This window comes from Roseibium hamelinense (assembly GCF_007830545.1).
Lineage (GTDB): Bacteria > Pseudomonadota > Alphaproteobacteria > Rhizobiales > Stappiaceae > Roseibium > Roseibium hamelinense.
On the sequence record NZ_VLLF01000004.1, the window covers coordinates 309,822 to 334,540 of the forward strand.

Consider the following 24,719-nt stretch of genomic DNA (forward strand, 5'->3'; position numbering starts at 1 on the left):
TAGGATCTTGCTCTGACAAATCAAACCTCAAAAGCCGCCGCGTCAGGCGGCTTTTTGGTTACTAGATGACCGGCTACCTGGCGGGAACTCCCGAAAGACCCAGGAAGCCGAACATGTCTCATCATATGATCGAAGCCGGAAAGCCGGCGACCAAACTCAAATCCGAAGCGGTGCAAGTGCTGCTGGAAAGGGGCCTGATCAACCAATGCACCGATCTTGAAGCGCTCGACACGAAATTGTCTGAAGGGCCGGTCACCGCTTACGCTGGCTTTGATGCGACTGCGGGCAGTCTGCATGTCGGGCATCTCATGCCTTTGATGACTCTACGCTGGCTACAGCGCTTGGGTCACCGGCCAATCGTGGTTTTGGGCGGTGGGACCAGTCAAGTCGGCGATCCAAGTTTTCGAAATGAAGCACGGCCACTTTTGGAGCAGCAGCAAATCGCAGCCAACATTGCTGGAATCAGGCGCTCGGTCGAACGGCTGGTCGATATGAGCGGTCAGGATGGCGCTTTGTTGGTCGACAACGCGGAGTGGCTGAACGAGTTCAAGTTCCTGGAGTTTTTGCGTGATTATGGATCCCAGTTCACCGTCAACCGGATGATGTCGTTCGACAGCGTCAAGTCCCGGCTCGATGCGCATGTTCCACTGACGGTTTTGGAATTCTGCTACATGATGCTTCAGGCTGTTGATTTCTTGGAACTTTCACGCCGGCATGATTGTACATTGCAGATTGGCGGGTCTGACCAATGGGGCAATATCGTCAATGGTGTCGAGCTCGGCCGTAAGGGCGACGGACGTCAGCTTTTTGGGCTCACGGTGCCGCTTTTGACCACGGCAAACGGATCTAAAATGGGCAAGACGGCAGCCGGAGCAGTTTGGCTGCATCCGGAGCACTTGTCGCCGTTTGGATTCTGGCAGTTCTGGCGCAACACAGCCGATGCCGATGTTCCCAGGTTCCTTCGCTTGTTCACGGATTTGCCCATCAGCGAAGTCGACAGGCTTTCAACGCTTCAAGGTGCGGAGCTCAATGAGGCTAAGAAGATTCTGGCCACCCAGGTGACAAACATCGTTCATGGCCCGGAGGATGCCCGCGCGGCGCTTGAACAAGGCGATGCCTTGTTCGCCGGGGGGCAGGAATTGGCGGAACCGACACACCGCATGGACATTGCTCAGCTTGCAGAAGGTCTTGGTCTGCTTGAGCTCGTTGTTGCTGCAGGCTTCGCAGGGTCAAACGGCGAGGCGAGACGGTTGGTCGAAGCTGGTGGGGTGCGGTTGAACGGTATCGTTGTTGAGGATCCGCGCAGACGGATTGCAAGTGGCGACCTACTGGCCAAAGAACGTCTGGCGCTCGCCGTCGGTAAACGGCGCAAGGCATTGATCGCTTTTGATTAAAAAAAATCCCCGGTCGAGTTGCCTGACCGGGGAATAGAGGTTCGCGGGGATCGCGAGGCCAACCTGCTTATGTGTGCAGGCGGGATCTGATTTCCTGACGCAAGTCGTCAATCGGCTTGCGGACTTGACCGGTGTCGATATGCCAAAACGTCCAGCCGTTGCAGGCCTGCTGGCCCTGAACGAGGGCGCCGACCTTGTGGATTGAACCGGTATGGTCTCCGGACTTCAAAGAGCCATCCGCGCGGACAATTGCGTAGTAGCGGCCTTTCGAGCAGGTCAGCTTGGCTCCCGGCTTCAGAACGCCGGTTTCCAAGAGGGACCCGAATGGAATGCGCCTTTCGCTGCGTTTGCCCTTTTGCATTTCAAGGGTCGACGCATCGCCTGTCTCTATTTCGCCGATCCGCGCTTCAGCGGCATCGATATAAGCTTGTTCGCGCTCAACTCCGACATAGTTTCGGCCAAGCTTTTTGGCTACAGCGCCAGTTGTGCCGGTCCCGAAAAACGGATCCAACACCACATCACCCGGCTTGGATGAGGCCGTCAGCACGCGATAAAGCAACGATTCAGGCTTTTGCGTCGGGTGCACCTTTTGGCCCCCGTCATCCTTGAGACGTTCAGCGCCGGTACACAGTGGCAAGTGCCAGTCCGAGCGCATTTGCAGATCGTCGTTAAACGTCTTCAATGCATCGTAGTTGAACGTCGGCTTGGCATCTTTCGACTTTGTCGCCCAGATGATCGTTTCGTGGGCGTTTGTGAAACGCTTGCCCCGGAAATTCGGCATCGGATTCGACTTCAGCCAGATAATATCATTCATGATCCAGAAGCCGAGATCCTGAAGGATCGCTCCCACTCTAAAGATGTTGTGATACGATCCAATAACATACAGCGATCCGTCCGGTTTCATAACCCGCCTTACGGCAAGCAACCAGGCTCGCGTAAATGCGTCATAGGCTTCGAAACTGGCGAACTGGTCCCAGTGATCGTCGCAGGCATCGACCTTTGAATGGTCGGGCCGGTGCAGATCGCCGCCGAGCTGAAGATTGTAAGGCGGGTCTGCGAACACCAGGTCCACGGACTTGGACGGCAGCTTTTCCAAGGCGGCTACACAGTCGCCCTTTATGATCGTGTTGAGCCAGGCTTGCTGGGCCTGAAGCTCCGAAGGGGGAAGGGGTGCCACGGCGGACACCCCGGTACGCAGTACTCTCATTGCGACGCAATACCTCACGCAATTTCGAGTGTCATGGTTACCGGGTTTGGTAAATCAGGAGTTAAGTCACTAAATGAAAAATTTCAAAAGATTCAATAGTTTGTTTACGTTGGTAAAAGCTTTACAAGAGATTAATTTCACGACCTCAGAAAAAAGCGCGGAATTCTGCAGATTTCCAATGCACTGCGACCGGAAGTTGATTCAAGACTGTTAAGCAATGATGTTTCCGACTGCCAAAACTTTTTTGCGGCGCGCCGAGTGCGAGCTCATCGCCTGATCAGATTTGCGAGAAAAATCTATCATTGGCGCTGCGGATGCGATTGCGAACAGATGCTTTTGAGCGGCAGGTGATTTGCTTGCTGGCCCGCATCTAACGTTCAAGGGGAGCCGTTTTACGTTCGAATCGCCTGAGCATCAGGGACAGTGAAATTGTCATCACAAGATAAAGCAGCGCAACGACATTGTAGGTCTCGAGAAACCGAAATGAACCGGATGCATAGATTTTGCCCAATTGTGTGAGATCAGCGACGCCCAAGACAGACACCAGCGAGCTGTCCTTGATCATGGCTATGAAGTCATTTCCGAGCGGCGGCAGGATGGTGCGCAAGGCCTGGGGAAAGACAATCAGCCGGAAGCGCAGCCACGGTCCCATGCCAAGAGCTTCCGCCGCTTCAATCTGACCTTTGTCGACGGCTTGAATACCCGCGCGGAACACTTCTGCAATGAACGCCGAATAACCGATCGCCAGGGCTGTTATTGCTCGCCAGATCAAAGGGAAATCGCGGGTCCGCAGGGTGTCAAACCCTAAGGGTGCAATAACAAGATTTACAGCTTCAATGAGGATCGGCGTTCCGACAAAGGCGATGTATAGCAACAGCACAAGGATCGGAAGGCCACGAATGATTTCGATATAGAATCTTGCGCATTGCCTGATCACCAGAAAACGCGAAAGCGATGCGACGGCGAGTAACAGGCCCATGATCGATGCGGACAAAAAACCAACCAGCGTGACGAAGATGGTTATGCCGACACCCTTTGAAACGGTTGCCATCACTTGGCTGTACAGCTCATTTGCCGCGATCTGGTAGAAAAAATACCCGGCGATAAGCCCGGCTGCGACCAACCAGTATGGAAAGTCGTTCTTGCTGTTTTCGCGTGTCATGATCGGGTCGCCATCCAGCGCAAAATCAAGTGTTGGCCGCAAAGCTGGCGATGAGTTGGCCAGCTTTTAAGCTTCCTCCTCAATGCCGGCGGCTATCGGCTAAAGCTGTAATCGACGAACCACTTCTGATCCAGTTTGTCGATCGTACCGTCAGATTTCATATCCGCGATCGCGGCATTGATGGGCCCTACGAGGTCAGAGCCTCTCGGGAAGATGAAGCCAAAGTCTTCAGTGCCGAGAGGGTTACCGGTCAGCTTGAACGTGTCGGGGTAGGCCGCAACGTAGCCCTTGCCACCAGTGCTGTCGGTTAGGACCATATCAACATCGCCAGCCCGCAGGGCTTGAATGGCAGTTCCGATGGTTTCAAACAGTTTTATGCGTGGATTGGCCTCATTGCCATCAAGCACTTCATAGACGCCGACATAAAACGGGGTAGTTCCTGGCTGTGCGCCTATCAAGAGGTGTTCGTCGGCTGCAAATTCTTCCGCCGTGTCGAATCTGTCCTCATCTGCACCGACCAGCATATACATCTGAGAGCGCATATAGGGATCGGAGAAATCGACCTGTTTTGCCCGGTCCTCGCGGATGGTGATGCCGGTCATGCCGACTTCGTATTCGCCTCGGGAAACGGCCGGGATCATCGCGTCCCAACTGATATTTTCGTACGAGATTTTGAAGTTCAACCGGTTGGCAATTTCTGACATGGCGTCGTATTCCCAGCCAATGGCATCGCCCGATTTGGGATCGACAAACTGCAATGGAGGGTAGGCGTTTTCTGTCACAACAACAACTTCGCGCCCTTCAAGGTCCGGCAGGCCTGTTGCCATGGTTGGCGTGGCGAGCATCAATACAGATACAATTCCTGTAAGCGTGGCAAAGCGTGATGTCATGAAAGAATACTCCCGTCGAAACTGTGAATTGGCTCATAAAACCGACGTATCCCGGGCTTATACGAGTGCCCAACTTGATGCAACGCTGCAGCCGTGGCCGGGGCGCTGACGAAACTGGCTGTCGGGCCACTGAAAAAATAATCCTTGCTGAAAATTAATTCGTAAAATCCGCCGCATCTATTGACGCTTGCAACATGAATGACGACATTGGCCGGTTAACAACAAAAATAAGGAGAAATTCATTGAAAACGACTTCCAACTTTTTTGCCCGCCAATCGTCGCGTCCGACCGTATATGCCCCCGAGCATGTGTTGGAGCCTTTTACAGACTCACAAGCAGCGGTGGAGCGGCTGATCGAGATTTTCGAAGCCAATACCAAATATTTGCGGGACGCATTTCAGGCCGTGATCTCCGGTGAGGATACCAACGTCCGCCACCGCGCATTCTATCCCCAAGTTCAGATCCACACCGAAAGCCACGCTCGGCTCGACAGCCGTCTTTCCTACGGGTTTGTCTCGAGGCCGGGATCTCATGCGACGACGATCACTCGGCCGGACCTATTTAAGGAGTATTTAGAGGCACAGATCGCGTTGTTGATGCGCAACCACGATGTCCCCGTGCTGATTGGCGATTCGGACATGCCTATCCCGCTGCATTTCGCGTTTTACGATGGCACTCATGTTGAGGGCGGTGCGGCGGCGGCCAGCATGGAACAGCCGCTTGCGGATTATTTCGATTTGCCTGACCTGTCAGTGATGGACGATGCGATCGCGAACGGTACCTATGAGCCGGCAAATGGTGTTTTGCCGCTCGCCTCATTTACCGCACCGCGGGTCGACTATTCCCTGCACCGGCTGCAGCATTATACGGCGACCGCGGCCGGGCATTTTCAGAACTTTGTGCTTTTCACGAACTACCAATTCTACATTGACGAGTTCTGCCGCATGTCGCGGGAGCTTCTGGCGAACCCAGACAGTGGCTACGAAGCGTTTGTTGAGCCGGGAAACCTTGTCACTCAAGCGGGCAAAACTGAACCCTCTGAAGGTGTTGAGCCGCCAAAACTCCCGCAAATGCCAGCCTATCACTTGAAGCGAAAAGATCACGGTGGGATCACCATGGTCAATATTGGAGTGGGTCCGTCCAATGCTAAAACAATCACCGATCACATAGCCGTTCTGCGGCCGCATGCCTGGCTGATGCTTGGGCACTGTGCGGGCCTTCGCAACAGCCAGACGCTCGGTGATTACGTGCTTGCCCACGGCTATGTCCGCGAGGACAATGTGCTAAACCAGGATCTGCCGACTTGGGTTCCGATCCCGCCTCTGGCCGAAGTACAGGTTGCCCTGGAAGAGGCCGTTGGCGAAATCACCGGCTTCGATGGCTATGAGTTGAAGAAGGTGATGCGCACTGGGACCGTTGCCTCGATTGACAACCGGAACTGGGAGCTTTGGGACCAACAGGGTCTGGTGCAGCGCTTTTCGCAATCACGGGCCATTGCATTGGACATGGAATCCGCAACCATTGCTGCAAACGGTTTTCGCTTCCGCGTTCCCTATGGAACGTTGCTCTGCGTTTCCGACAAGCCGTTACATGGTGAGCTGAAGCTGCCAGGCATGGCGACTGACTTCTATAAGCGTCAGGTTGCCCAGCATCTGGAAATCGGAATCCGGGCTCTTGAAAAACTGCGGGACATGCCGAGCGACAGGCTGCATTCCCGCAAGTTGCGCAGCTTCGCCGAGACCGCGTTTCAATAACGCGCTCGCGTCATAGAAAAAAACCGCGGACGTTCGATCCGCGGTTTATATTTCAGTTCGAAAACGACCTATTCGGCTTCATCAGCCGGTGAAGCCTGAAGCAGTCCGTAGCGCTCTTCGCCGATACGCTCCAGCAGCTCAAGCTGGGTTTCCAGAAAGTCGATGTGACCTTCCTCGTCCTCCAGGAGGGCTTCGAATAGCTGCATGGAGACGTAGTCGCCTTCTTCACGGCAGATTTCGCGGGACTTTGAATAGGATGCACGGGCGTCGTGTTCGCCTGCGAGATCGCATTCCAAAACTTCTTTGACATTTTGCCCTATCCGCAGCGGGGCCACCTTCTGCATGTTTGGATGCCCTTCCAGAAAGATGATCCTGGTCGTAATTTTGTCAGCGTGTTCCATCTCCTCTATGGATTCCATACGCTCCTTTTTGGCAAGGCGGGTGAAGCCCCAGTCGTCGAGAAGCCTGTAATGCAGCCAGTACTGGTTGATGGCACCAAGCTCGAGAAACAGCGCTTCATTCAGTCGCTCGATAACCTTTTCATTGCCTTTCATGGCACTCGATCTCCTTGTGGGGTCAGCTGCGCGCACTTTAGAATTATTCTACTCTAAAGGTCCAGCCCCTACCGGAGCCTTCGAACACCTTTTTGTCTAACAAAACAAAAACCGGTGCCCCTGAAGAGACACCGGCTTTTTTAGCCATTATTTCGGTCGAGGCACCGGACTGCCAATAAATTCAGTCTTATGACTTCGGCAGGATGACTGTATCGATGACATGGATGACGCCGTTGGAGGCTTCAACGTCTGCCGTCACAACATTCGCTTCGTTAATTTTAACGCCGTCGGTCGCATCCACGTTGATGTTACCGCCTTGGACTGTTTCCACCTCGGCAGTCTTTCCGGCGATGTCACTGGACATCACTTTTCCTGGAACGACGTGGTAGGTCAAAATTGCAACAAGCTGATCCTTGTTTTCGGGCTTGAGCAGGTCTTCGACTGTGCCGGCTGGCAGCTTTGCAAATGCTTCGTCTGTCGGAGCGAAAACAGTGAACGGGCCGTCACCCTTTAATGTGTCGACCAGCCCGGCAGCTTGGACAGCAGCGACCAGTGTGTTGAATGAACCTGCGCCGACCGCGGTATCAACGATGTCTTTTTCAGCGGCTTTCGCTGCCGTAAGAGGCACAACCAGCAAAATGGCGAAGAGGAATTTCTGCAGCAGTTTCATGTCTGGCTCCCTTTGCAATCATGTTGCAATCGGACGGTTTCTCCGGGGTAGCCGAGAGCGGCGGCCCGTTGTCCGGTTCCTGTCTCCAAGGAACGCACCACATACGTGGGAAAAATACCCACGGATCATCGATCTGAAAACTTTTTGTTGGTTTTCCGATCTACCTAGGCCTCCCCTGTTCCAAATTGTGGTTCCGCCTTATCCAAGTCCGCCAAGCGCGCAGGCGACAGCTTTTCTCATGACAGTAGGAAGCGCCTCATCTTCAAGCCCGTCCCGCGCCGCCCACCAACATCCCGCAGGAAGTTGCGCATTGTTGGAGACAGGAGCGCTTAAGATTGTCAGCCGCAGGTGAAAGTGAGTGAAGGTGTGGCGCACTTCTCCAGTGTGAGTGTGCCAAGGCCCGTCGAGCGGTGCATGGGCGGCCGGGTCTCTCAATTCAAAATCTTCGGACCACTCGGTCCCGGGAACTTCGCTCATTCCGCCCAGAAGGCCTCTGGGGGGGCGTCTGCGCAGGAGTACGGCGCCGGTGTCTGTGTTGATTGCGACAAATGCGGCGCCATACCGGGTTGGCTTCTGTTTTTTCGGCGCTTTCCGCGGAAGCGTCTCGGCAATGCCGTTTTTCCGGGCTTCACAGGCCTCCATCCATGGGCATATGGCGCATGCAGGGCGCTTGGGGGTGCAGATCGTCGCGCCGAGATCCATAACCGCCTGGGCAAAGTCGCCCGGGCGATCTGCAGGCGTCAAGGATCCCATCCGGTCTTTAATCAAGGGCTTGCTGTCTGGCAGTGGTTGTTCGATCGCATATAGCCTGCTGACAACGCGTTCCACATTTCCATCGACAACCGCTGCATGGGAGTCGAAGGCGATTGTTGAAATGGCTGCGGCTGTGTAGGGCCCCACGCCGGGCAATTTCAGCAACTCATCCATGGATTTGGGAAAATTTCCGTTGTACGCGTTGGCGATTGTCTCGGCGCATTTCTTCAAATTACGCGCTCGTGAATAATAGCCCAGCCCTGCCCAAGCCTTCATCACGTCTTCTTCGGGGGCCGTTGCCAGATCTTTGACGGTCGGCCACAATCGCAGGAACTTAACAAAGTAATCGCGCACTGCTGCGACGGTCGTTTGCTGCAGCATGATTTCCGACAGCCAGACTGCATAAGGATCCGGAACCACCCCGAGACCGCGGTCAGAGGGCGACACACGCCAGGGCAAGTCTCTTGCGTGAATATCGTACCAGGAAAGAAGGTCGGCAGACGATGGGCTGGTGATCATGGGGTGCACCTTGGTGAAATTGGATCAAACTTCAAGTGTGGTCCTGTGTTTGATGGGGAAAAGGGCATGAAGATCCATCCAGTACTTAATTTGCGTAGAGTGAGTCTTGGTTTTGTCGCAATTTGTGGCGAATCATCTGCGCGCCGCAGGAAGTAAACTGCCAACTGGAGCAGCAGCATCTCATCGGTTTCGGCAAAAAAGGCTGCGAAAGCCGGTCCAAACACCAGCACGCTGGCTGAGCTGATCGGCCGGGCGGTCGATCCGGTGTGCCAAAAGCGCGGGTTTGCTTCTTTGGATCTCTTGAAAGCCTGGCCTGACATTGTCGGTGAGCGCTATGCAGACCGTGTCCGCCCGGAGCGGCTGCTTTGGCCCCGCAAACCGGTTGAAGCCGAGGCATCAGGGGAGGTGTTTGCAGAACCCGCGACGTTGCTCGTGCATACCGACGGGGCGACGGCCCTTTTGCTCAGCCATGAAATGCCGCAGGTGATCGAACGTATCAACACCTTCTACGGATGGGCAGCAGTTGGCCGAATTAAAATCATTCAAAAGGCCGCTCCACCAAGGCCGAAAAGCCGGGCAAAGACTCTGCCGCCGCTGACCGCCGATGAAGAGGCCCGGATAAAAGCCAGGGTGGCCGGGGTTGAAAACGACCGCTTGCGTCAAGCCCTGGAAAAACTCGGTAAGCAGGTCGTTGCGCGGCAGCGCAAAGGAACGGCAGGTTAGCAGCGGCTTCTTACAAAGCCTGAACCGGCGATGACTGGGGTGTTCCAACTGCTGCCCTATTTCACCTGTCATGTACGGCTGCGGCCCAGATCGCATCATGGTGAGTTGACCTTATCCGCGTGTTTGGGCACACCTTAACACCCAAATTTGCCGGGACATTCCGGCATGACAATCATTCAGGCGACAGGAACAGCGCTCGTGACAATATCCCGCAGAACCCTTCTCCAAACCGCATCTGCATTCACAGTCGGCGCCGCATGCGTATCGCTTCCGTCTCTCGCCCTCGCGCAATCGGTCAATGTTGAAGAATTGATGAAGCCTGGGCCTCTTGGCGACAAGGTTTTGGGTGACGACAATGCGCCGGTCACGATTATCGAATACGCTTCCATGACCTGTGGCCATTGCGCAAATTTTCACACCGGCACCTATCCGGAACTGAAAAAAGAATATGTTGAAACCGGCAAGGTGCGGTTCGTCTTCCGCGAATACCCGCTGGATCCGGTTGCAGCTGCTGCCTTCATGCTGGCCCGCTGCGCGCCTGATGAGCAATATTTCGACATCATTGACATCATGTTCGAACAGCAGCGCAGCTGGGCGTTCACCGATAATCCCTATAACTCGCTGCTCAATCTCTCCAAGCAGATCGGATTTACACAAGAGTCCTTCGAGAAATGCTTGACAAACCAGGGCCTGCTCGACGCAGTGAATGCAGTGCGGGATCGCGCATCCACCGAATTTGGCGTGAACTCGACACCGACATTTTTTGTAAATGGCGAAAAACACTCCGGGGCTCTGTCATTTGACGAATTCAGCAAGATCATTGAGGAGCAGCTTTAAGCGCGTTGGCGTGCGGCCATATGCTTGGCCGTTGCTCTTGAACGATCCCCGCTGTTACTCGGCGCTCGCATCGCATCGATGGGAGCGCCGATGAAGTTTTCAAAGCTGCGTGTTGTTGGATTCAAATCGTTTGTAGAGCCGATGGAATTTGTCATCGGCGACGGCCTGACCGGCGTGGTCGGGCCAAATGGCTGCGGCAAGTCCAACCTGGTTGAAGCGCTTCGCTGGGTTATGGGCGAAAATTCCTACAAGAACATGCGCGCGTCCGGCATGGACGATGTCATATTCTCCGGTAGTCTAAACCGTCCAGCCCGCAACACAGCCGAAGTCACGCTGTTTCTTGACAATCCGGACCGAACGGCGCCTGCGTCGTTCAACGACGCCGACACCCTTGAGGTCAGCCGCCGGATTGAACGCGAATCCGGCTCGAATTATAAAATCAACGCCAAAGATGTCCGGGCCCGAGACGTTCAGCTGTTGTTTGCAGATGCTTCGACTGGCGCGCGCTCTCCAGCCATGGTCCGGCAGGGTCAGATTGGCGAACTTATCTCATCTAAGCCCACCTCAAGGAGGCAAATTCTTGAAGAGGCGGCCGGTATTTCCGGGCTGCACAGCCGCCGGCATGAAGCTGAAATCCGGCTTCGGGCTGCCGAGCAAAATCTAGAGCGGCTCGAGGATATACTGGTCCAAATTGATAGCCAGCTAGACAATCTTCGCCGGCAGGCGCGCCAAGCTACACGATATCGCAATTTATCGGGCGAAATTCGGGCCGCGGAAGCAACGATCTTGTATCTGCGCTGGGGTGATGCGCGAGATGCGCTTCAGGCAGCGGAGGCTCAACACGGCGATGCGGAGCGCGAGGTTCGCGAAGCGACTGCACTGCAATCTGAGAGCGCCCGTGTCCAGGCGATTGCCTCCCACAAGCTCCCCGAACTCAGAGACGCGGCTGTGAGCGCTGCGGCAGCCCTGCAAAGATTGCTGATTGCTCGAAACGAGCTCGATTCGGAAGAGCGGCGAATCAAGGAGCGGCTGCAGGACCTCGAGCGGCGCCTTGGACAGCTGGCGGAGGATGTCGAGCGGGAAGAGCGCATGGTGTCCGAAAATGAAGAGGTTCTGGAGCGCCTGAATGAGGAACGTGCCGAGCTGCTAGAAGAAAATGAGTCGGTTGCTGAGCGCTCTAAAGTGGCCGGTGAAAAAATTGCCGAAGCTGAAGAAGCGGTGAAAGAGCTTGAGGCGCGCCTCGCGGAGGTGACGTCTGCCAGGGCGAACGCAGCCGCAGAGCAACAGCGGTTTCGCCAGCGCATTGAAGAAGCGCGTCAGCGTGCCAGCCGGTTCGGCGCCCAGGCGGAAGCAGCGCGGGCGGCTTACTCCGAGATAGAAGCCGAACTTGCCAAGATGGATGGGGTGAGTGACACCCGCGAGATGGCTGAACTTGCCGAAGAAAGTGTATTGGAAGCAGAAGCTGCCGCTGTAGCCGCAGAAGCAGAAGTCGCCGAAGCGCGCAGCCAACAGGAAAACATGCGTGGGCCTGTCACGGAGGCCCAGACAGTATTGTCCGGGCTCGAAACCGAGGCCCGGACACTAGAAAGCGTATTGAATACGGGCATGTCGGGCGCTTGGTCGCCGCTAGTAGACGCTCTTACCGTGTCGTCCGGTTTTGAGACCGCCTTAGGCGCCGCGCTTGGTGACGATCTTGATGTACCCCTCGACAAAGATGCAGCCGTGCGCTGGGCAGGCGCTGAGATTGGTGATGAAGACCCCGACTTGCCTCCAGGTGCAAGGTCATTGCAGGAGGCGGTAGTGGCCCCTGCCGCTGTCGCGCGTCGTCTGGCCCAAATCGGTCTGGTCGAGCCGTGCGATGGCGCCGCCCTGCAAAAACTCCTCAAACCGGGGCAAAGGCTTGTCTCGCAGGATGGCGATCTGTGGCGTTGGGACGGGCTTGTTATGAGTGCCGACGCACCGACGCCTGCCGCGCAACGCCTTGCCCAAAGGAACCGGCTTGCCGAATTGGCCGACGCGATCGAGCGCGCCCGGATCGAACTTGAGCATCGTATAGAAGCCTATGGCATGGCCACAGAGGATCTTCGGCGCGCCGGAGAGGCTGAACAGGCAGCGCGGACTTTGCTCCGCGAGCGCCAGAAGAAGCTGGCCGAGGCGAAGGATGCCTTAACGGCTGCCGAGCGCGCTGTGTCTCAATTGAGCGCGAAGAAGGAGGCTGCAGCCGAGCGTATGGCCGGTCTTGACGAGCAGGCATCAGAAGCGCGTGAACAGTTGGAAATTGCAGAGGAACAATCACTGGAGCTGCCGGGACTGGCGGTTTTCGAAGAAGACATCGATCGGCTCACCGGCGATGTATCGTCAGCCCGGTCGAAATTGGCGGAAGCACGTGCGGTGTCCGAGGGGCTTGTGCGCGAAAAGCAAATGCGGGACCGTCGGTTGGAAGCGATTGCCCGCGAATATGATGGCTGGAAAACCCGGGCGGCCAACGCGAGTTCGCAGATTGAAGTACTGAAAGCCCGCCAGCGTGAAGCTGAAGAAGAACGCGATGTCTTGGTTGAAGCTCCGGAAGACCTCGAACTCAAGCGGCGTGATCTGCTGTCTGCCATCAGCAACGCGGAGGACGAGAAAAAGAAATGTGACGACGAGCTGCAATCTGCAGAAACTGACATGGCTGACTTTGATCGCGTCGCGAAAAACGCTCTTGAAGCCATGGCCAAGGCGCGCGAGCAAAAGATCCGGGCAGAGGAGCGCCTTCAGGCGGCGCGCGACCGGAAACAGTCGCTTGAACGGCGCATCGATGAAGACCTGGAGACACCGGTTTCTGCACTTCCCGGAATTGCAGGTCTCAAAGAAGGCGCACCGCTGCCGGATGTTGATGCGATTGAGCGCAAACTTGAGCGCCTCAAAGCCGAACGCGAGCGTCTTGGCGGCGTGAACCTGCGTGCTGAGGAAGAATTGCGCGAAGTCGATGAGCAGAAGATCACGCTTACAACCGAACGGGACGATCTGATCGAGGCGATCCGGCGGCTGCGAACAGGTATTTCCAACCTGAACCGTGAGGCACGGGAGCGTCTCCTCTCGGCGTTTGAGGTGGTGAACGGCCATTTCCAGAGGCTGTTCACGCATCTGTTTGGCGGCGGCACGGCTGAATTGCAGCTGGTTGATTCTGATGATCCGCTGGATGCCGGTCTGGAAATCCTCGCGCGCCCCCCGGGCAAAAAGCCGCAGACTATGACGCTTCTGTCCGGGGGTGAGCAGGCGCTCACTGCCATGTCTTTGATTTTCGCGGTTTTTTTGACGAATCCGGCACCAATTTGCGTTCTGGACGAGGTGGACGCTCCGTTGGATGACGCGAATGTGGAGCGGTATTGCGATCTTCTGGACGAGATGGCACGAAGTACGGAGACCCGATTTGTGGTGATTACTCACAATCCAATCACGATGGCGCGGATGAACCGGCTGTTCGGCGTGACAATGGCAGAACGCGGCGTTTCACAGCTCGTTTCAGTTGACCTTGAGACCGCAGAAAGATTCCGTGAGGTCGGCTAAGGGATTGTCCGAATTGAACCGCTGGGGTGCAACAGCCATCAAACTTCGGTAGTGTTTTCGGTTGAGAACTGAAAAAAGCCATTGAACGCAATGGGTTATATGTTTCCGACCTGTTCTTGACAGGGCGTAGGCCCCCGACTATGGTGCGCGCGGCTTACGGGGGTATTCCGGCGCCTAATCTTTGATACGCCGGTGCGGGGCATCATGAACAACTCTGCGCATAACGGTGGAAAAAAAGATCAGGATCCGGCACCCGCGGAAGCGGACCTGTCGACCCGGCGGGACCAGCTGAACCAGGTGCTGGACGCGCGCCGCAAAGCTGACGAAGCTTCTGCGAACCCGCGGCCCAGCAGCACAGCCGGCTACGCGCAGGCAATGAAGCTCTCCTCTGAGTTCATTGCCGGCATAATAGTTGGTGGCGGTATGGGCTGGCTCTTCGACCGATGGCTGGGGACGTCGCCGTTTGGGCTGATAGTCTTTTTGCTACTGGGTTTTGCGGCGGGCGTCTTGAACGTGTTACGGGCTGCGGGTTATGTCGCTGAACCGGATGCAAGGGCGCTGCGTGCAAAAGATCGAGACGACAAGTCTGAAACGTAATCGCGCTCATGCGCCCTGTTTTGAACGAGCGAAGAAGGCTGACCGGTGGCGAACGATCCGATCCATCAGTTCCAAATCCAGAAACTTTTCCCCATTGAAGTTGGGGGAATGGATTTCTCTTTCACCAACTCTTCGCTGTTCATGGTTTTGACCGTGGCGGCGGCATCGGCTTTTCTGATTTTCACGACAAGCGGCCGAGGCTTGATCCCAAGCCGGATGCAGTCCATCTCGGAAATGGCTTATGAATTCGTGGCAGGAATGCTTCGAAGTTCGGCCGGCACTGAGGGGATGCGGTTTTTTCCGCTGGTGTTTTCGCTGTTTATGTTCGTGCTCGTTGCGAACCTGCTCGGAATGTTTCCGTATTTTTTCACGGTGACAAGCCACATCATCGTAACATTCATGCTCGCAATGCTCGTGATATCGACCGTTGTTATCTACGGTCTGATGCGTCATGGCGCCAAATTTTTCCACCTCTTCACGCCCGCCGGAGTGCCGTCAGCACTTTTGATTATTGTAGCGCCGATTGAGGTTGTTTCGTTTCTGTCCCGTCCGATCAGTTTGTCGGTGCGTTTGTTCGCAAACATGCTCGCGGGCCACATCACCTTGAAAGTTTTCGCCGGTTTCGTTGTCAGCATGGGCGCCGCCGGCGCGGTTGGCACCGCCGGTGCAATTCTCCCGCTTGGGATGACGGTTGCCATTACGGCACTTGAGTTCCTAGTTGCGTTCTTGCAGGCCTACGTTTTTACGGTCTTGACCTGCATGTATCTCAACGACGCACTTCACCCGTCACACTGAGCAAACCCATCATGCGGCGACGAGCGCGCCGCTTGTGAAATCTGCAAAACACTACGTAGGAGCACGTGTCATGGAAGCAGAAGCAGCAAAGTACATCGGCGCCGGTATCGCATGCCTCGGCATGGGCGGTGCAGCGATTGCACTGGGCACCATCTTTGGTAACTACCTCAACGGCGCACTGCGCAACCCGACAGCAGCTGACGGACAGTTCGGTCGTCTGGTGTTCGGCTTCGCGGTTACAGAAGCTCTTGGCATCTTCTCCCTGCTGGTCGCTCTTCTTCTCCTTTTCGCTGTCTAATCTCAACTGAACCGAGATTTCCGACGCGACTCCGGTGGGCGGCGCCAGCGCCGCCCGAACGGATTTTGGAGATAGGACATGGCAGGCAACGCCGAACAAACCAACACGGAATTGCATATTCCGGCAGATGAGCATGGCGCCGGCTTCCCGCCGTTCGATAGCTCGACCTTCGCATCTCAGATCCTTTGGTTGGCGATTACTTTCGGCCTGTTCTACTGGATCATGAAAAATGTGGCGGTGCCGCGGATTGCCGGTATTCTCGAGGATCGAGAAGACCGGATTGCCGGGGACATTGCAGAAGCCAACCGGCTGAAGCAGGAAACCGACGAGGCAATCGCCGCTTATGAACAAGCTTTGGCCGAAGCTAGGGCGAAAGCGCATGGTATTGCGCAGGATACCCGTTCCAAGCTCAAAGCAGATCAAGAAGCACGCCGGGAAAAAGCCGAAGCCGACCTGAACAAGAAGCTGATCGATGCTGAGGCACAAATAGCCAAGGTTAAGTCCGAAGCGTTGGACCAGGTTGGCGACATTGCTTCTGAAACCACCTCAGCTCTGGTTGAGGCTTTGATCGGCAAAGCGCCGACAAAAACCGACCTAAACAAAGCCGTAAAATCGGCAATGAACTGAGGAGGGTTCGATGGACGCATCATTTTGGGCGCTGGTCGGCCTTGTTCTGTTCTTCGTTTTGATCTTTTACCTGAAGGTTCCTGGTAAAATCGGCGGTGCGTTGGATAAGCGGGCCGACGATATACGCAAGGAGCTAGAAGAGGCGCGCAAACTCCGCGAGGAAGCTCAGGAACTACTCGCCGAATACCAGCGCAAACGCTCTGAAGCCGAGGCGGAAGCCGAAGGCATCATCGCCGAAGCAACTGCTGAAGCAGAACGTTTGACAGTCGAGACCAATCAGGCGCTCGAAGAGATGATTGCCCGGCGGTCAAAATCGGCTGAAGACAAGATTGCTCAGGCCGAAAGCCAGGCGATTGCAGAAGTGCGGGCGAAAGCAGCTGATGTTTCTGTGACCGCAGCGCGCGAGATCCTGGCAGCGAAAGTGACCGACAAGGTCGCGGACGACATCCTCGACAAGAGTATTGACCAGGTTAAGAGTCAGCTCAATTGATCTGATCTAGTCTAGCGAATACGAAAAAGCGGCCTTGGTGGCCGCTTTTTTATTTAATGGCCGCCTGCACTGGTTTGAACGACATCCTGTGGTGCCGGCTTGGGCCAAGATTAGACAAGGCAATTTGGTGTTTTGGGACGCCATATCCCTTGTGAACTTCGAAGCCGAAGTCCGGGACATGGTTGGCAAGGCGCGTCATCATGCGGTCACGCGTAACCTTCGCCACAATTGATGCAGCTGCGATACATAGACAGCGCCCGTCTCCCTTCACAAGTGCTTGGGCCGGTTGTTTGAGACCGGGGGGAATGTCTCGCCCGTCTACCAAGACGTAGTTGGCCGGGACGGCAAGACCATTTACGGCCCGGGCCATGGCTTGCAGCGTGGCCGCGCGTATATTGAGCTGGTCGATTGTTGCAGGTGCCGCGCTGGCGATGCACACCTGAGCGCTTGCCATGATGTCCTGAAACAGCGCTTCACGCTTCGCCTCGGCAAGTTTCTTTGAATCGTTGAGCCCGGACGGTAAATTGTCGTAGTCAAGCACGACAGCTGCCGTGACAACTGGCCCCGCCCATGGACCCCGCCCTGCTTCGTCGATGCCGGCAAGCCGGCTTTGAAAGGAGCATGAATACGCCCGTTCTCGCGTTAAATCGGGTGCAGCTCCAAAATGAAGATCGAATAAGCCTGCCATATCGCTTTCCTGCCAAGCCTCTGAGGATCGAGCAAGCGCAACATCAAAACAAATCTAGTTGAACACCGCCTTTTTGTGGGGAAACGAAGCTTGCCGTATCGAGTTTCTTTTGCCGAAGGCTCAGGTCGAGCCGTTTGGCTGCCAACGAAAAACGTTTTGAAATTTGTTCTGCATAGGGACCACCTCCACGCATTCGAACACCCCATTGGGCGTCATAGTCTTTGCCTCCGCGCATGGACCGCACCAAGCTCATGACATGGCGATAACTGTCCGGCCGATTGCGGAACAGCCAATCTCGGAACAGTTCGGATACTTCTCTAGGCAAACGCAACAAGACATAGCCGGCGCCTTCTGCGCCATGGTCTTTTGCGGCTTCCAGGATCTTTTCGATTTCGCTGTCGGTTAGGGCCGGAATCACCGGGGCTACCATGACAGAGGTTGGAATACCTGCTTCTGAAAGTCTTTGAACAGCCTCAAGCCTCTTGTGGGGCGCTGATGCCCTGGGCTCCATCGTACGACACAGTTTTTTGTTTAAAGTCGTGACTGAAACGGCAACTTTTACGAGGTTGCGGTTTGCCATATCCGCCAAGATGTCGGTGTCGCGTGTGATGAGTGCGGATTTTGTAACGATGGCAACAGGGTGATTGTATCTGTTCAGTACTTCCAAAATGCCGCGCATCAATTCGTAACGGCGTTCTAGCGGCTGATAAGGGTCGGTGTTGGTGCCGATGGCAATTGAGCGTACCGAATAGCCTGGGCGGGAAAGTTCCCGCTCCAAAAGTTCGGCTGCGTTCGGTTTCGCAAACAGCCGCGTTTCAAAATCCAATCCCGGAGAAAGCCCCATATAGGCGTGGCTCGGACGCGCAAAGCAATAGATGCAGCCGTGCTCACACCCGCGATACGGATTGATCGAACGGTCAAAGGATATGTCGGGAGACTCGTTGCGGGTGATGATGGTCCTTGCCCGTTCTTCCTGTACCTCGGTTTTCAGGACAGGAATTTCATCATCAAGGTCCCAGCCGTCATCTATATATTCCCGTTTTGTTCTCTCAAAGCGTCCGCTGGTATTAAGGCCGGCTCCTCGGCCCCTGCGGCGTTCCGCCGGCACACTGGAGGTGCCGTCTGCTGCAAAACCATCTTGTAACAAGGCTGCGGCTGAAGAATCCATGAAAGCTCCAATTTGAGAACATAAGAAGAACATGTTTGTCTTTCGCTGTGAATGCAAGTCTTCATCTCGCCCTGCACAAAAAAAAGCGCTAAGTAAGCGTCATGATCAGCGTCATTGTTTCGACACATAATTCAGAAGCCGACTTGGCACATACACTGGGAGCTCTTGTGACCGCTGCTGCAGACGGGGCGGTTAAAGAGGTGATTATAGCGGATGCCGGATCCGAAGATGCCAGTCATCAAGTGGCTGATGCGGCCGGTTGCATATGGGTAACCGGTCCTGAAAGCCGCGGGGAGCGTTGGCGTTTGGGTGCCCGGCATGCCCGGCGTGGTGAATGGCTATTGTTCCTGCCACCCAACGCGATTCTTGAAACAGGATGGCATCACGAAGCCCAATCGTTCATCGAACGCTCCGAACGGTCCGGCGCCGGGACATACCTGGCCGCCGCATTCAAGTTGAGATTTGATGCATACGGGTTCGGACCACGTCTTGCCGAAGCCCTGGCCATCATTCGCTCTCAGCTTCTTGGCATGCCTTACGGCAACCAGGGTCTGTTGATCAGCCGTCGGTTTTATGAGGACTTGGGCGGTCATCGGCCGCTTCCTGAAATGGAGGATATTGACCTTGCCAAACGGATTGGACGCTCAAGGTTGGTTATCTTGCGCGCGGCCGCCGTTTGTACCGAGACGCCCGGATCGGACGGTGTGGTTAAAAGTTTTCGGAAATCAATTGCCCGTTTTTGTGTGGGGACGCTGCGTATTCCGCCGAGTCTAGTGTTGAAAATACACGGATAACACAGAGATTACTCTGCGGGGACCGGTTCTGCCGACGCGGAACGCGTGACGTCGAGCGACAAGATAACGCGGAGCAAGGGCGGGACCGTGAGCAGTGTCAGGAACGCAGACATGGACAGTCCGCCCACTACCACGGCTCCCAGCCCTCGGTAAAGCTCCGAGCCGGCCCCTGGAAACAACACCAGCGGCAGCATTCCGCAAACTGAGGTCAGCGTTGACATGAATATCGGCCGGATTCGGTTCCGTGTGGCCTCTTCGATTGCCGATACCGGATCCATCCCCTCGCTGCGCAGATGGTACAGTGTCTGATGCACGATCAAGATGGCGTTGTTGACCACAATCCCGACCAAAATAACAAATCCGAGCAGTGTCAGCATGTCGAGCGGTTGCGCCTGAAACCGGTTCAACAATGCAAGCCCGCCAACCCCGCCTGCGGCCGCTACCGGTACCGATATCATTACGACAAGCGGCAACAGGAATGATTCAAATAGGATCACCATAACCAGGAAGACGATGATCATCGCGACTGCGAGATTGATCTGAATGGCGTTCCAGGTTTGGGACAGCTGATCGGCAGTGCCTGACACCGACAGTTGGACGCCGGCCGGCAAACCTTGGCTCTGTAGTTCATCGATAACTTCTGCTTGGAGCAGCTCGACAGCGGCTTCAAGTGGAAGGGCGTCGGAAGGGCGTACCTCTAATGTCACGGTTCGCAGACGTTCCCGGTGAAGGATTTCGGTCGGACCTGCTGTCAGGCGTACGTCGGCCAGTTCCGAAACGGGGATAATCTGTCCGTCGGAGGTGACGACCGGAAAGGCCCCGACATCCTGGGTTCTCAGACCGGCAAGTGCGCGTTCGTCGCCAAGAAGCTTAAGGTCGAGCCGACGGTTGCCGACGCTGATTTCCGCAATGCGGATCCCGTCATTATAAGCGTCTACCGTGGTGGCAAGAGCCTCTGTCGTCAGACCGGCATCGGCAAGCCGCACCCGGTTCGGTACCATTCGCAGTTCGGGTGCGCCGAGTTCAAGACCGGGGACTGGCCTGAACTGGTGGCCCTCCGAGCGGGGCATGATGCCCGAAATGATGCCAGCCGCACGTCCCGCAACCCCGAGAATCTCTTCCAGTTCGTCTCCGGAGACGTTGAGTTCGATCGTGCGCCCGCCGCCGACACCTCGGCCAAACAGTGACGGCTGGGTCATGAATCCGAAGGTTCCCGGCTCTGCAAAAATCGGCCGAGAAAGCAACGGGATCAGCTCAGCCACACGGGTCTCATCCACCGCCGCCGCGCCAACGAAGCTGCTGCCTGGCCTTGCGACAAAAAAGAAGCTGTTGATTGCCGGGGTACCTTGTTCCGTAGCAGAGGCGGGACGCGCTTCCCAAAGCGGTCTGGCCACGTTTTCAATGCGTTCCGCAATTGTTTCTGTCGTGTCCAGATTGTAGCCGGGAGGAGGGATCAACAGCCCGAACACCAGATTCCGGTTGCCTTCCGGCAGGTATTCAAGCTTTGGCAAAAATGCCCAAGCCAATGTCAGCGCACCGCCAGCAATCACCGCGACCATGGCCAGCCCGATGATCCGGAACCGGACAGTCAAGCGGACATAGGCCATCACCAGCCATGTGAAGGCCGCGCCGAAGTGATCGACCCCGGGCAATTTGCGCTTGCCGACCTCGGCGCCTGAAAGCAAGCGGGAGGACAGCGCAGGGATAACCGTGATCGCGACGACCAGAGACAATAAAACGGATACTGAAATGGCAACAGCGATATCCCGGAACAATTGGCCTGCTTCCAATTCCATCATCAGAATTGGAATAAACACCATGACCGTCGTCAAAGCGGATACAAGAATGGCGCCCCAAACCTGCCGGGTGCCCTCATAGGCCGCTTCTCTTTTTGACATGCCCTGTTCACGCAGTCGGAAAATGTTTTCCAAGACCACGATTGCCGCATCGACGATCATGCCCACCGCAAAGGCAATACCAGCCAGAGAAATTACGTTGAGCGTTCGACCAGTCGCTGCCATGGCTACAAAAGTGGCGACAATCGAAACCGGGATGGCTAGGGAAATGACCAGAGTAGCTCTCGGACTTCTCAGGAAAAGCAGGAGTACTCCGGCAGCCAAAAGACCACCGATCCAGATGTTTTGAACAACAAGGTCAATCGCGCCTTGGATGTATATCGTTTCGTCATAGACTTGCTCCATGACCAGACCGGCATCGGCCACGGGACCTGCGGCCAGTTCATTGAGGACGGTTTTCACCTCTGTCATAGTGGCAATGACGTTGGCACCTTGCTCGCGCACGATGTTGAAGGCCAGCCCTGGCTCGCCCCGGAAGCGCAGGCGTGAATTCGATTCAGCATAGGCAAAAGAGACATCGGCGACATCTGAGATGAGGACGCGTCCCCTAGCGCCGTCCACTCTGGCGTTTTCAGATCGCAAGACAACGCTTTCGACCGCTTCGATAGTGTCAAGGCTCCCCTCTGCCCGCACGACATAGCGGCGCTTCCCTTCATCGACGTTTCCGGCTGACAAAGAGACGTTTTCTGCGCGAAGCTGGCGGACGACATCGGGGATTGTGAGGCCATAGCGGGCCAGTTCCTGAGGGCGGATGACAATCTGCAATTCGCGCGAAACCCCGCCGAAGATATTGACAAGCGAAACCCCGTCGACCCGCTCAATGCGGGACTTGATGACGTCCTCAAGGAAGTCGCCATATTCGGGAAGCGCTCTGGTGTTTCCAGGTTCGGCGCGTAGTGTAACCCAAGCAATCGGGCTGTCATCGGAGCCTGACGTATTGAGGGTGGGTTCACTTGCTTCGGCGGGGTAGCCATCCACCCGGTCAAGCCGGTTCGAAACGAGAAGCAAAATGTCGCCCATGCTCGACCCAACCGCGAATTCAAGCGTCACTTCCGCCTGTCCGGTTCGTGAACGGCTTGTCATTTGCTCCAGCCCTTCCAATCCGCGAAACGCGTCTTCCTGAAGATTAACGATCTCGCGTTCAATCTCGGCAGGAGCAGCGCCGGGCCAGTTGGTCTCGATTACAACAACTGGCTTGCGGACGTCCGGTGCCAACTGAACTGGGATACGAGTAAGTGCAAGCGCGCCGAAAAGAACGGCCATCGCAACAACGGCCAGCACTGCAACCGGGCGATCAATTGCAATCCGGATTAGGTTCATGAGCTGGTGCCCTGTGCTCGTTCAGTCCTCATGCTTACTCTGCGGCGCGGGCCGATGCCTGTTTCTGTGGCTGACCGATGTTGCCCTCACCAATCTGCTCGCCCTGTTTTTTCTCGGCAGGCTGTCCGTTAACAGGTGTCGGAGCTATTTGCTGCCCGGGCCGAAGTCTTTCGTTGCCACGGACCACGACCACATCCCCAGCCTCCAGTCCCGAGACGACTTCATACCGGTCTCCAAGGGCGATGCCGATGGCCACCGTGCGCGGCTCGGCAATGCCGTCTTTGGCAAGAAATACCTGCCAGCCGTCGCGGCTTTGAATAAGTGCATCCTTAGGGACGGCATGCACCTCGCGTGGTGCGCTGATGGGCAATTCAAGCGTCAGAGATTGCCCAGCGGCTGCGATTCCTTCTTTCGAAACCACATCAAAAATGACTGGTCGGGTTCGGGTCGCAGACGACTCGGTCGGCAATGCCGCACGAAGTTTAAGAACAACAGCTCCGCCTGATCCGGTTTCGCCGTAGATTGTCTGGTCTGGCTGGAGGGCTTCTATGAAGCGCGCGGGAACATTGGCTTCAACTCGTATATCACCGGTGTCAATCAACCTTGCGACTTCTGTCCCGACTCCAACGAACTGCCCTACCTCGGTTCCTACTTCAATCACGATACCGTCAAACGGCGCTCGAACGGTTGCATTGTTCAGGTCGTACTTTGCACGGCGCAGAGCCATTTTCGCAACGTTTACCCGGGCCTCTGCCTCTGCTTGGCGGCCTTTTGCGACTGAAAGGACATTTAGACGTTCTTCGTAGGTTGCATTCGAAATGATTGAGCGCTGTTGGAGCCGTTCTGCACGCGAATAAGCGGTCTGTGCTGTATCGACTTGCAGCCGAGAAGTTTGCGCAGCCGCTTCTGCCACTGATAAATCTGCCTCCGCACGGGACAGTTCTATGCTTAGAAGCTCCCCGTCGATCGTCGCTAAGATGTCTCCCGAAGCCACTTTGTCGCCGATTTCTACCGAAACCGTGTCTGCAACTCCGGAAATGCGTGCAGCCACACGGCTTTGCCGCTCGGCGACCAACTCGCCGAAGATCGAGATTGTTTCGCTCGTTTCTTCCGTTGTTACGAGATCGGTTAGCACGCCCGCTGGACGCCCCTGAGCGTGCACAAGCGTCGGACCAAGAAGAAACAGAAGGGCAACAAAAAAGATCTTTTTTGGCATAGGTGAAACTTCGGTTGCACGTCTACGTGTGACCGGTATGTCCGGATCAAAAATGGACTGCAGACTGAGAGCGTCCCAAGCGCGTCTCAGTGATCGACGTCGAAGCCCGTTTCAGACCATGATGATCGCGTTTTTCACTGAAACTCCACCTACTAAAACGGTCGGGTGGTGGTTTGCGGGATTAAACTTCTTGGAGCTTTCCGCGTTTCAAGTGCTCATCCAGCCGTGGCATGATTTCAACGAAGTTGCAGGGCATGTGGCGATAGTCAAGCTGCCATTTCAAAATGCCGTCCCAAGCGTCCTTGCAGGCGCCGGGCGAGCCGGGCAAAACGAAAATGTAGGTCGCGCCTGCGACACCGCCGGTGGCCCGTGACTGGATGGTTGACGTTCCGATCTTGTCATAGGAGATGCGGTGAAAAACTTCTGAGAACCCCTCCATTCTCTTCTCGAACAGCGGCTCAACGGCTTCAGGGGTCACGTCCCGGCCGGTGAAACCCGTTCCGCCGGTCGTGATCACCACATCAATTGTGTCCCGCGCAATCCAGTCTTTCACCACAGCCCGGATAGCGTCGACATCGTCAGTTGTAAGTTTGCGATCAGCAAGGACATGTCCAGCTTTCTCAAGCCGGTCTGCCAAAGTGCTTCCGGACCTGTCTTCCTCTGGAGATCGTGTGTCTGACACTGTCAGGACCGAAATATTCAAAGGGACAAACGGGCGCGTTTCGTCGATGCGGGACATGGTTTTCTCCTTGAACAAAACACATAGTCGTGTCGAATGTCAGTTGCCAGACATAAGACATCAATTTGCGACGTAGTCCGTATATCCAAGTCTTTTCAAGCTCAATGGTTTCCAAGAGG

At 55.7% G+C, this 24,719-nt stretch carries 22 protein-coding genes; 11 read left to right on the plus strand and 11 right to left on the minus strand.

The window, feature by feature from the left end:
• Positions 1-113: 113 nt before the first annotated feature.
• Entirely contained in the window at positions 114-1,394 is a 1,281-nt protein-coding gene (gene tyrS, locus JM93_RS10725; protein ID WP_145343135.1) for a tyrosine--tRNA ligase, read from the plus strand.
• 67 nt (positions 1,395-1,461) lie between these two features.
• Here the strand turns inward: tyrS and JM93_RS10730 are convergent, their stop codons facing one another.
• The 3 genes from JM93_RS10730 to JM93_RS10740 form a co-directional block, all read right to left on the minus strand.
• Positions 1,462-2,580, minus strand: a complete 1,119-nt coding sequence (locus JM93_RS10730; RefSeq protein WP_425280821.1) for a site-specific DNA-methyltransferase — start codon at positions 2,578-2,580, stop codon at positions 1,462-1,464.
• Between the two features lie 391 nt (positions 2,581-2,971).
• Entirely contained in the window at positions 2,972-3,763 is a 792-nt protein-coding gene (locus JM93_RS10735) for an amino acid ABC transporter permease (RefSeq protein WP_145343139.1), read from the minus strand.
• Between the two features lie 92 nt (positions 3,764-3,855).
• On the minus strand, positions 3,856-4,653 hold the full coding sequence (locus JM93_RS10740) for a transporter substrate-binding domain-containing protein (protein ID WP_145343142.1): 798 nt from the start codon (positions 4,651-4,653) through the stop codon (positions 3,856-3,858).
• Between the two features lie 194 nt (positions 4,654-4,847).
• Between JM93_RS10740 and JM93_RS10745 the strand changes: the two genes are divergently transcribed.
• On the plus strand, positions 4,848-6,407 hold the full coding sequence (locus JM93_RS10745; protein ID WP_145343144.1) for an AMP nucleosidase: 1,560 nt from the start codon (positions 4,848-4,850) through the stop codon (positions 6,405-6,407).
• Between the two features lie 68 nt (positions 6,408-6,475).
• Here JM93_RS10745 and bfr read toward each other — a convergent pair whose 3' ends face one another.
• The 3 genes from bfr to mutY form a co-directional block, all read right to left on the minus strand.
• On the minus strand, positions 6,476-6,961 hold the full coding sequence (bfr, locus tag JM93_RS10750; RefSeq protein ID WP_145343146.1) for a bacterioferritin: 486 nt from the start codon (positions 6,959-6,961) through the stop codon (positions 6,476-6,478).
• 187 nt (positions 6,962-7,148) lie between these two features.
• The gene (locus tag JM93_RS10755; RefSeq protein ID WP_196220709.1) at positions 7,149-7,631 is read right to left on the minus strand and encodes a fasciclin domain-containing protein; all 483 of its coding nucleotides are present in this window, start codon (positions 7,629-7,631) and stop codon (positions 7,149-7,151) included.
• A gap of 198 nt (positions 7,632-7,829) precedes the next feature.
• A complete protein-coding gene (gene mutY / locus JM93_RS10760; protein WP_145343148.1) occupies positions 7,830-8,903 on the minus strand; it encodes an A/G-specific adenine glycosylase in 1,074 nt (357 codons plus the stop codon).
• Positions 8,904-9,146: 243 nt separating this feature from the next.
• On the opposite strand from mutY, the gene JM93_RS10765 reads away from it, so the two are divergent.
• The 8 genes from JM93_RS10765 (at position 9,147) to JM93_RS10800 (ending at position 16,819) form a co-directional block, all read left to right on the plus strand.
• The gene (locus JM93_RS10765; RefSeq protein WP_280114419.1) at positions 9,147-9,626 is read left to right on the plus strand and encodes a DUF721 domain-containing protein; all 480 of its coding nucleotides are present in this window, start codon (positions 9,147-9,149) and stop codon (positions 9,624-9,626) included.
• A 165-nt stretch (positions 9,627-9,791) separates the two neighbouring features.
• A complete protein-coding gene (locus tag JM93_RS10770; RefSeq protein ID WP_155197495.1) occupies positions 9,792-10,463 on the plus strand; it encodes a DsbA family protein in 672 nt (223 codons plus the stop codon).
• A 90-nt stretch (positions 10,464-10,553) separates the two neighbouring features.
• Complete coding sequence (gene smc, locus JM93_RS10775) at positions 10,554-14,012, plus strand: chromosome segregation protein SMC (protein ID WP_145343152.1); 3,459 nt, start codon at positions 10,554-10,556, stop codon at positions 14,010-14,012.
• Between the two features lie 204 nt (positions 14,013-14,216).
• A complete protein-coding gene (locus tag JM93_RS10780; RefSeq protein ID WP_145343154.1) occupies positions 14,217-14,609 on the plus strand; it encodes an AtpZ/AtpI family protein in 393 nt (130 codons plus the stop codon).
• A 45-nt stretch (positions 14,610-14,654) separates the two neighbouring features.
• Positions 14,655-15,404 carry a F0F1 ATP synthase subunit A gene (locus JM93_RS10785; protein ID WP_145343156.1) on the plus strand — a complete coding sequence of 250 codons (750 nt, stop codon included), beginning with the start codon at positions 14,655-14,657 and terminating at the stop codon, positions 15,402-15,404.
• 70 nt (positions 15,405-15,474) lie between these two features.
• Entirely contained in the window at positions 15,475-15,702 is a 228-nt protein-coding gene (locus JM93_RS10790; protein ID WP_145343158.1) for a F0F1 ATP synthase subunit C, read from the plus strand.
• Positions 15,703-15,780: 78 nt separating this feature from the next.
• Positions 15,781-16,329 (plus strand): F0F1 ATP synthase subunit B, encoded by a 549-nt coding sequence (locus tag JM93_RS10795; RefSeq protein ID WP_145343160.1) that lies wholly within the window; start codon positions 15,781-15,783, stop codon positions 16,327-16,329.
• Positions 16,330-16,339: 10 nt separating this feature from the next.
• Complete coding sequence (locus tag JM93_RS10800; protein WP_145343162.1) at positions 16,340-16,819, plus strand: F0F1 ATP synthase subunit B; 480 nt, start codon at positions 16,340-16,342, stop codon at positions 16,817-16,819.
• Between the two features lie 49 nt (positions 16,820-16,868).
• Here JM93_RS10800 and JM93_RS10805 read toward each other — a convergent pair whose 3' ends face one another.
• Complete coding sequence (locus tag JM93_RS10805; RefSeq protein WP_145343164.1) at positions 16,869-17,507, minus strand: ribonuclease HII; 639 nt, start codon at positions 17,505-17,507, stop codon at positions 16,869-16,871.
• A 43-nt stretch (positions 17,508-17,550) separates the two neighbouring features.
• Positions 17,551-18,675: a PA0069 family radical SAM protein gene (locus tag JM93_RS10810; protein ID WP_244300806.1), complete on the minus strand. Its 1,125-nt coding sequence runs from the start codon at positions 18,673-18,675 to the stop codon at positions 17,551-17,553.
• Positions 18,676-18,776: 101 nt separating this feature from the next.
• On the opposite strand from JM93_RS10810, the gene JM93_RS10815 reads away from it, so the two are divergent.
• Complete coding sequence (locus JM93_RS10815; RefSeq protein WP_145343168.1) at positions 18,777-19,469, plus strand: glycosyltransferase; 693 nt, start codon at positions 18,777-18,779, stop codon at positions 19,467-19,469.
• 8 nt (positions 19,470-19,477) lie between these two features.
• Here the strand turns inward: JM93_RS10815 and JM93_RS10820 are convergent, their stop codons facing one another.
• The 3 genes from JM93_RS10820 to moaB all read right to left on the minus strand — a co-directional run bounded on the left by JM93_RS10820 (position 19,478) and on the right by moaB (position 24,600).
• Positions 19,478-22,645: an efflux RND transporter permease subunit gene (locus tag JM93_RS10820; RefSeq protein ID WP_145343170.1), complete on the minus strand. Its 3,168-nt coding sequence runs from the start codon at positions 22,643-22,645 to the stop codon at positions 19,478-19,480.
• Between the two features lie 34 nt (positions 22,646-22,679).
• Positions 22,680-23,861 carry an efflux RND transporter periplasmic adaptor subunit gene (locus JM93_RS10825; RefSeq protein ID WP_145343172.1) on the minus strand — a complete coding sequence of 394 codons (1,182 nt, stop codon included), beginning with the start codon at positions 23,859-23,861 and terminating at the stop codon, positions 22,680-22,682.
• 181 nt (positions 23,862-24,042) lie between these two features.
• On the minus strand, positions 24,043-24,600 hold the full coding sequence (gene moaB, locus JM93_RS10830) for a molybdenum cofactor biosynthesis protein B (protein WP_145343174.1): 558 nt from the start codon (positions 24,598-24,600) through the stop codon (positions 24,043-24,045).
• Positions 24,601-24,719: the final 119 nt, after the last annotated feature.

What these genes read in the sequence shown, in the direction of transcription:
- JM93_RS10745 (WP_145343144.1), top strand. Translation starts at nt 4,848, where the DNA reads ATGAATGACGACATTGGCCGGTTAACAACAAAAATAAGGAGAAATTCA.
- JM93_RS10805 (WP_145343164.1), bottom strand. Translation starts at nt 17,507, where the DNA reads ATGGCAGGCTTATTCGATCTTCATTTTGGAGCTGCACCCGATTTAACG.
- mutY (WP_145343148.1), bottom strand. Translation starts at nt 8,903, where the DNA reads ATGATCACCAGCCCATCGTCTGCCGACCTTCTTTCCTGGTACGATATT.
- JM93_RS10790 (WP_145343158.1), top strand. Translation starts at nt 15,475, where the DNA reads ATGGAAGCAGAAGCAGCAAAGTACATCGGCGCCGGTATCGCATGCCTC.
- JM93_RS10755 (WP_196220709.1), bottom strand. Translation starts at nt 7,631, where the DNA reads ATGAAACTGCTGCAGAAATTCCTCTTCGCCATTTTGCTGGTTGTGCCT.
- JM93_RS10740 (WP_145343142.1), bottom strand. Translation starts at nt 4,653, where the DNA reads ATGACATCACGCTTTGCCACGCTTACAGGAATTGTATCTGTATTGATG.
- JM93_RS10770 (WP_155197495.1), top strand. Translation starts at nt 9,792, where the DNA reads ATGACAATCATTCAGGCGACAGGAACAGCGCTCGTGACAATATCCCGC.
- JM93_RS10810 (WP_244300806.1), bottom strand. Translation starts at nt 18,675, where the DNA reads ATGGATTCTTCAGCCGCAGCCTTGTTACAAGATGGTTTTGCAGCAGAC.
- JM93_RS10800 (WP_145343162.1), top strand. Translation starts at nt 16,340, where the DNA reads ATGGACGCATCATTTTGGGCGCTGGTCGGCCTTGTTCTGTTCTTCGTT.
- tyrS (WP_145343135.1), top strand. Translation starts at nt 114, where the DNA reads ATGTCTCATCATATGATCGAAGCCGGAAAGCCGGCGACCAAACTCAAA.
- JM93_RS10795 (WP_145343160.1), top strand. Translation starts at nt 15,781, where the DNA reads ATGGCAGGCAACGCCGAACAAACCAACACGGAATTGCATATTCCGGCA.
- JM93_RS10780 (WP_145343154.1), top strand. Translation starts at nt 14,217, where the DNA reads ATGAACAACTCTGCGCATAACGGTGGAAAAAAAGATCAGGATCCGGCA.
- smc (WP_145343152.1), top strand. Translation starts at nt 10,554, where the DNA reads ATGAAGTTTTCAAAGCTGCGTGTTGTTGGATTCAAATCGTTTGTAGAG.
- moaB (WP_145343174.1), bottom strand. Translation starts at nt 24,600, where the DNA reads ATGTCCCGCATCGACGAAACGCGCCCGTTTGTCCCTTTGAATATTTCG.
- JM93_RS10735 (WP_145343139.1), bottom strand. Translation starts at nt 3,763, where the DNA reads ATGACACGCGAAAACAGCAAGAACGACTTTCCATACTGGTTGGTCGCA.
- bfr (WP_145343146.1), bottom strand. Translation starts at nt 6,961, where the DNA reads ATGAAAGGCAATGAAAAGGTTATCGAGCGACTGAATGAAGCGCTGTTT.
- JM93_RS10825 (WP_145343172.1), bottom strand. Translation starts at nt 23,861, where the DNA reads ATGCCAAAAAAGATCTTTTTTGTTGCCCTTCTGTTTCTTCTTGGTCCG.
- JM93_RS10815 (WP_145343168.1), top strand. Translation starts at nt 18,777, where the DNA reads ATGATCAGCGTCATTGTTTCGACACATAATTCAGAAGCCGACTTGGCA.
- JM93_RS10820 (WP_145343170.1), bottom strand. Translation starts at nt 22,645, where the DNA reads ATGAACCTAATCCGGATTGCAATTGATCGCCCGGTTGCAGTGCTGGCC.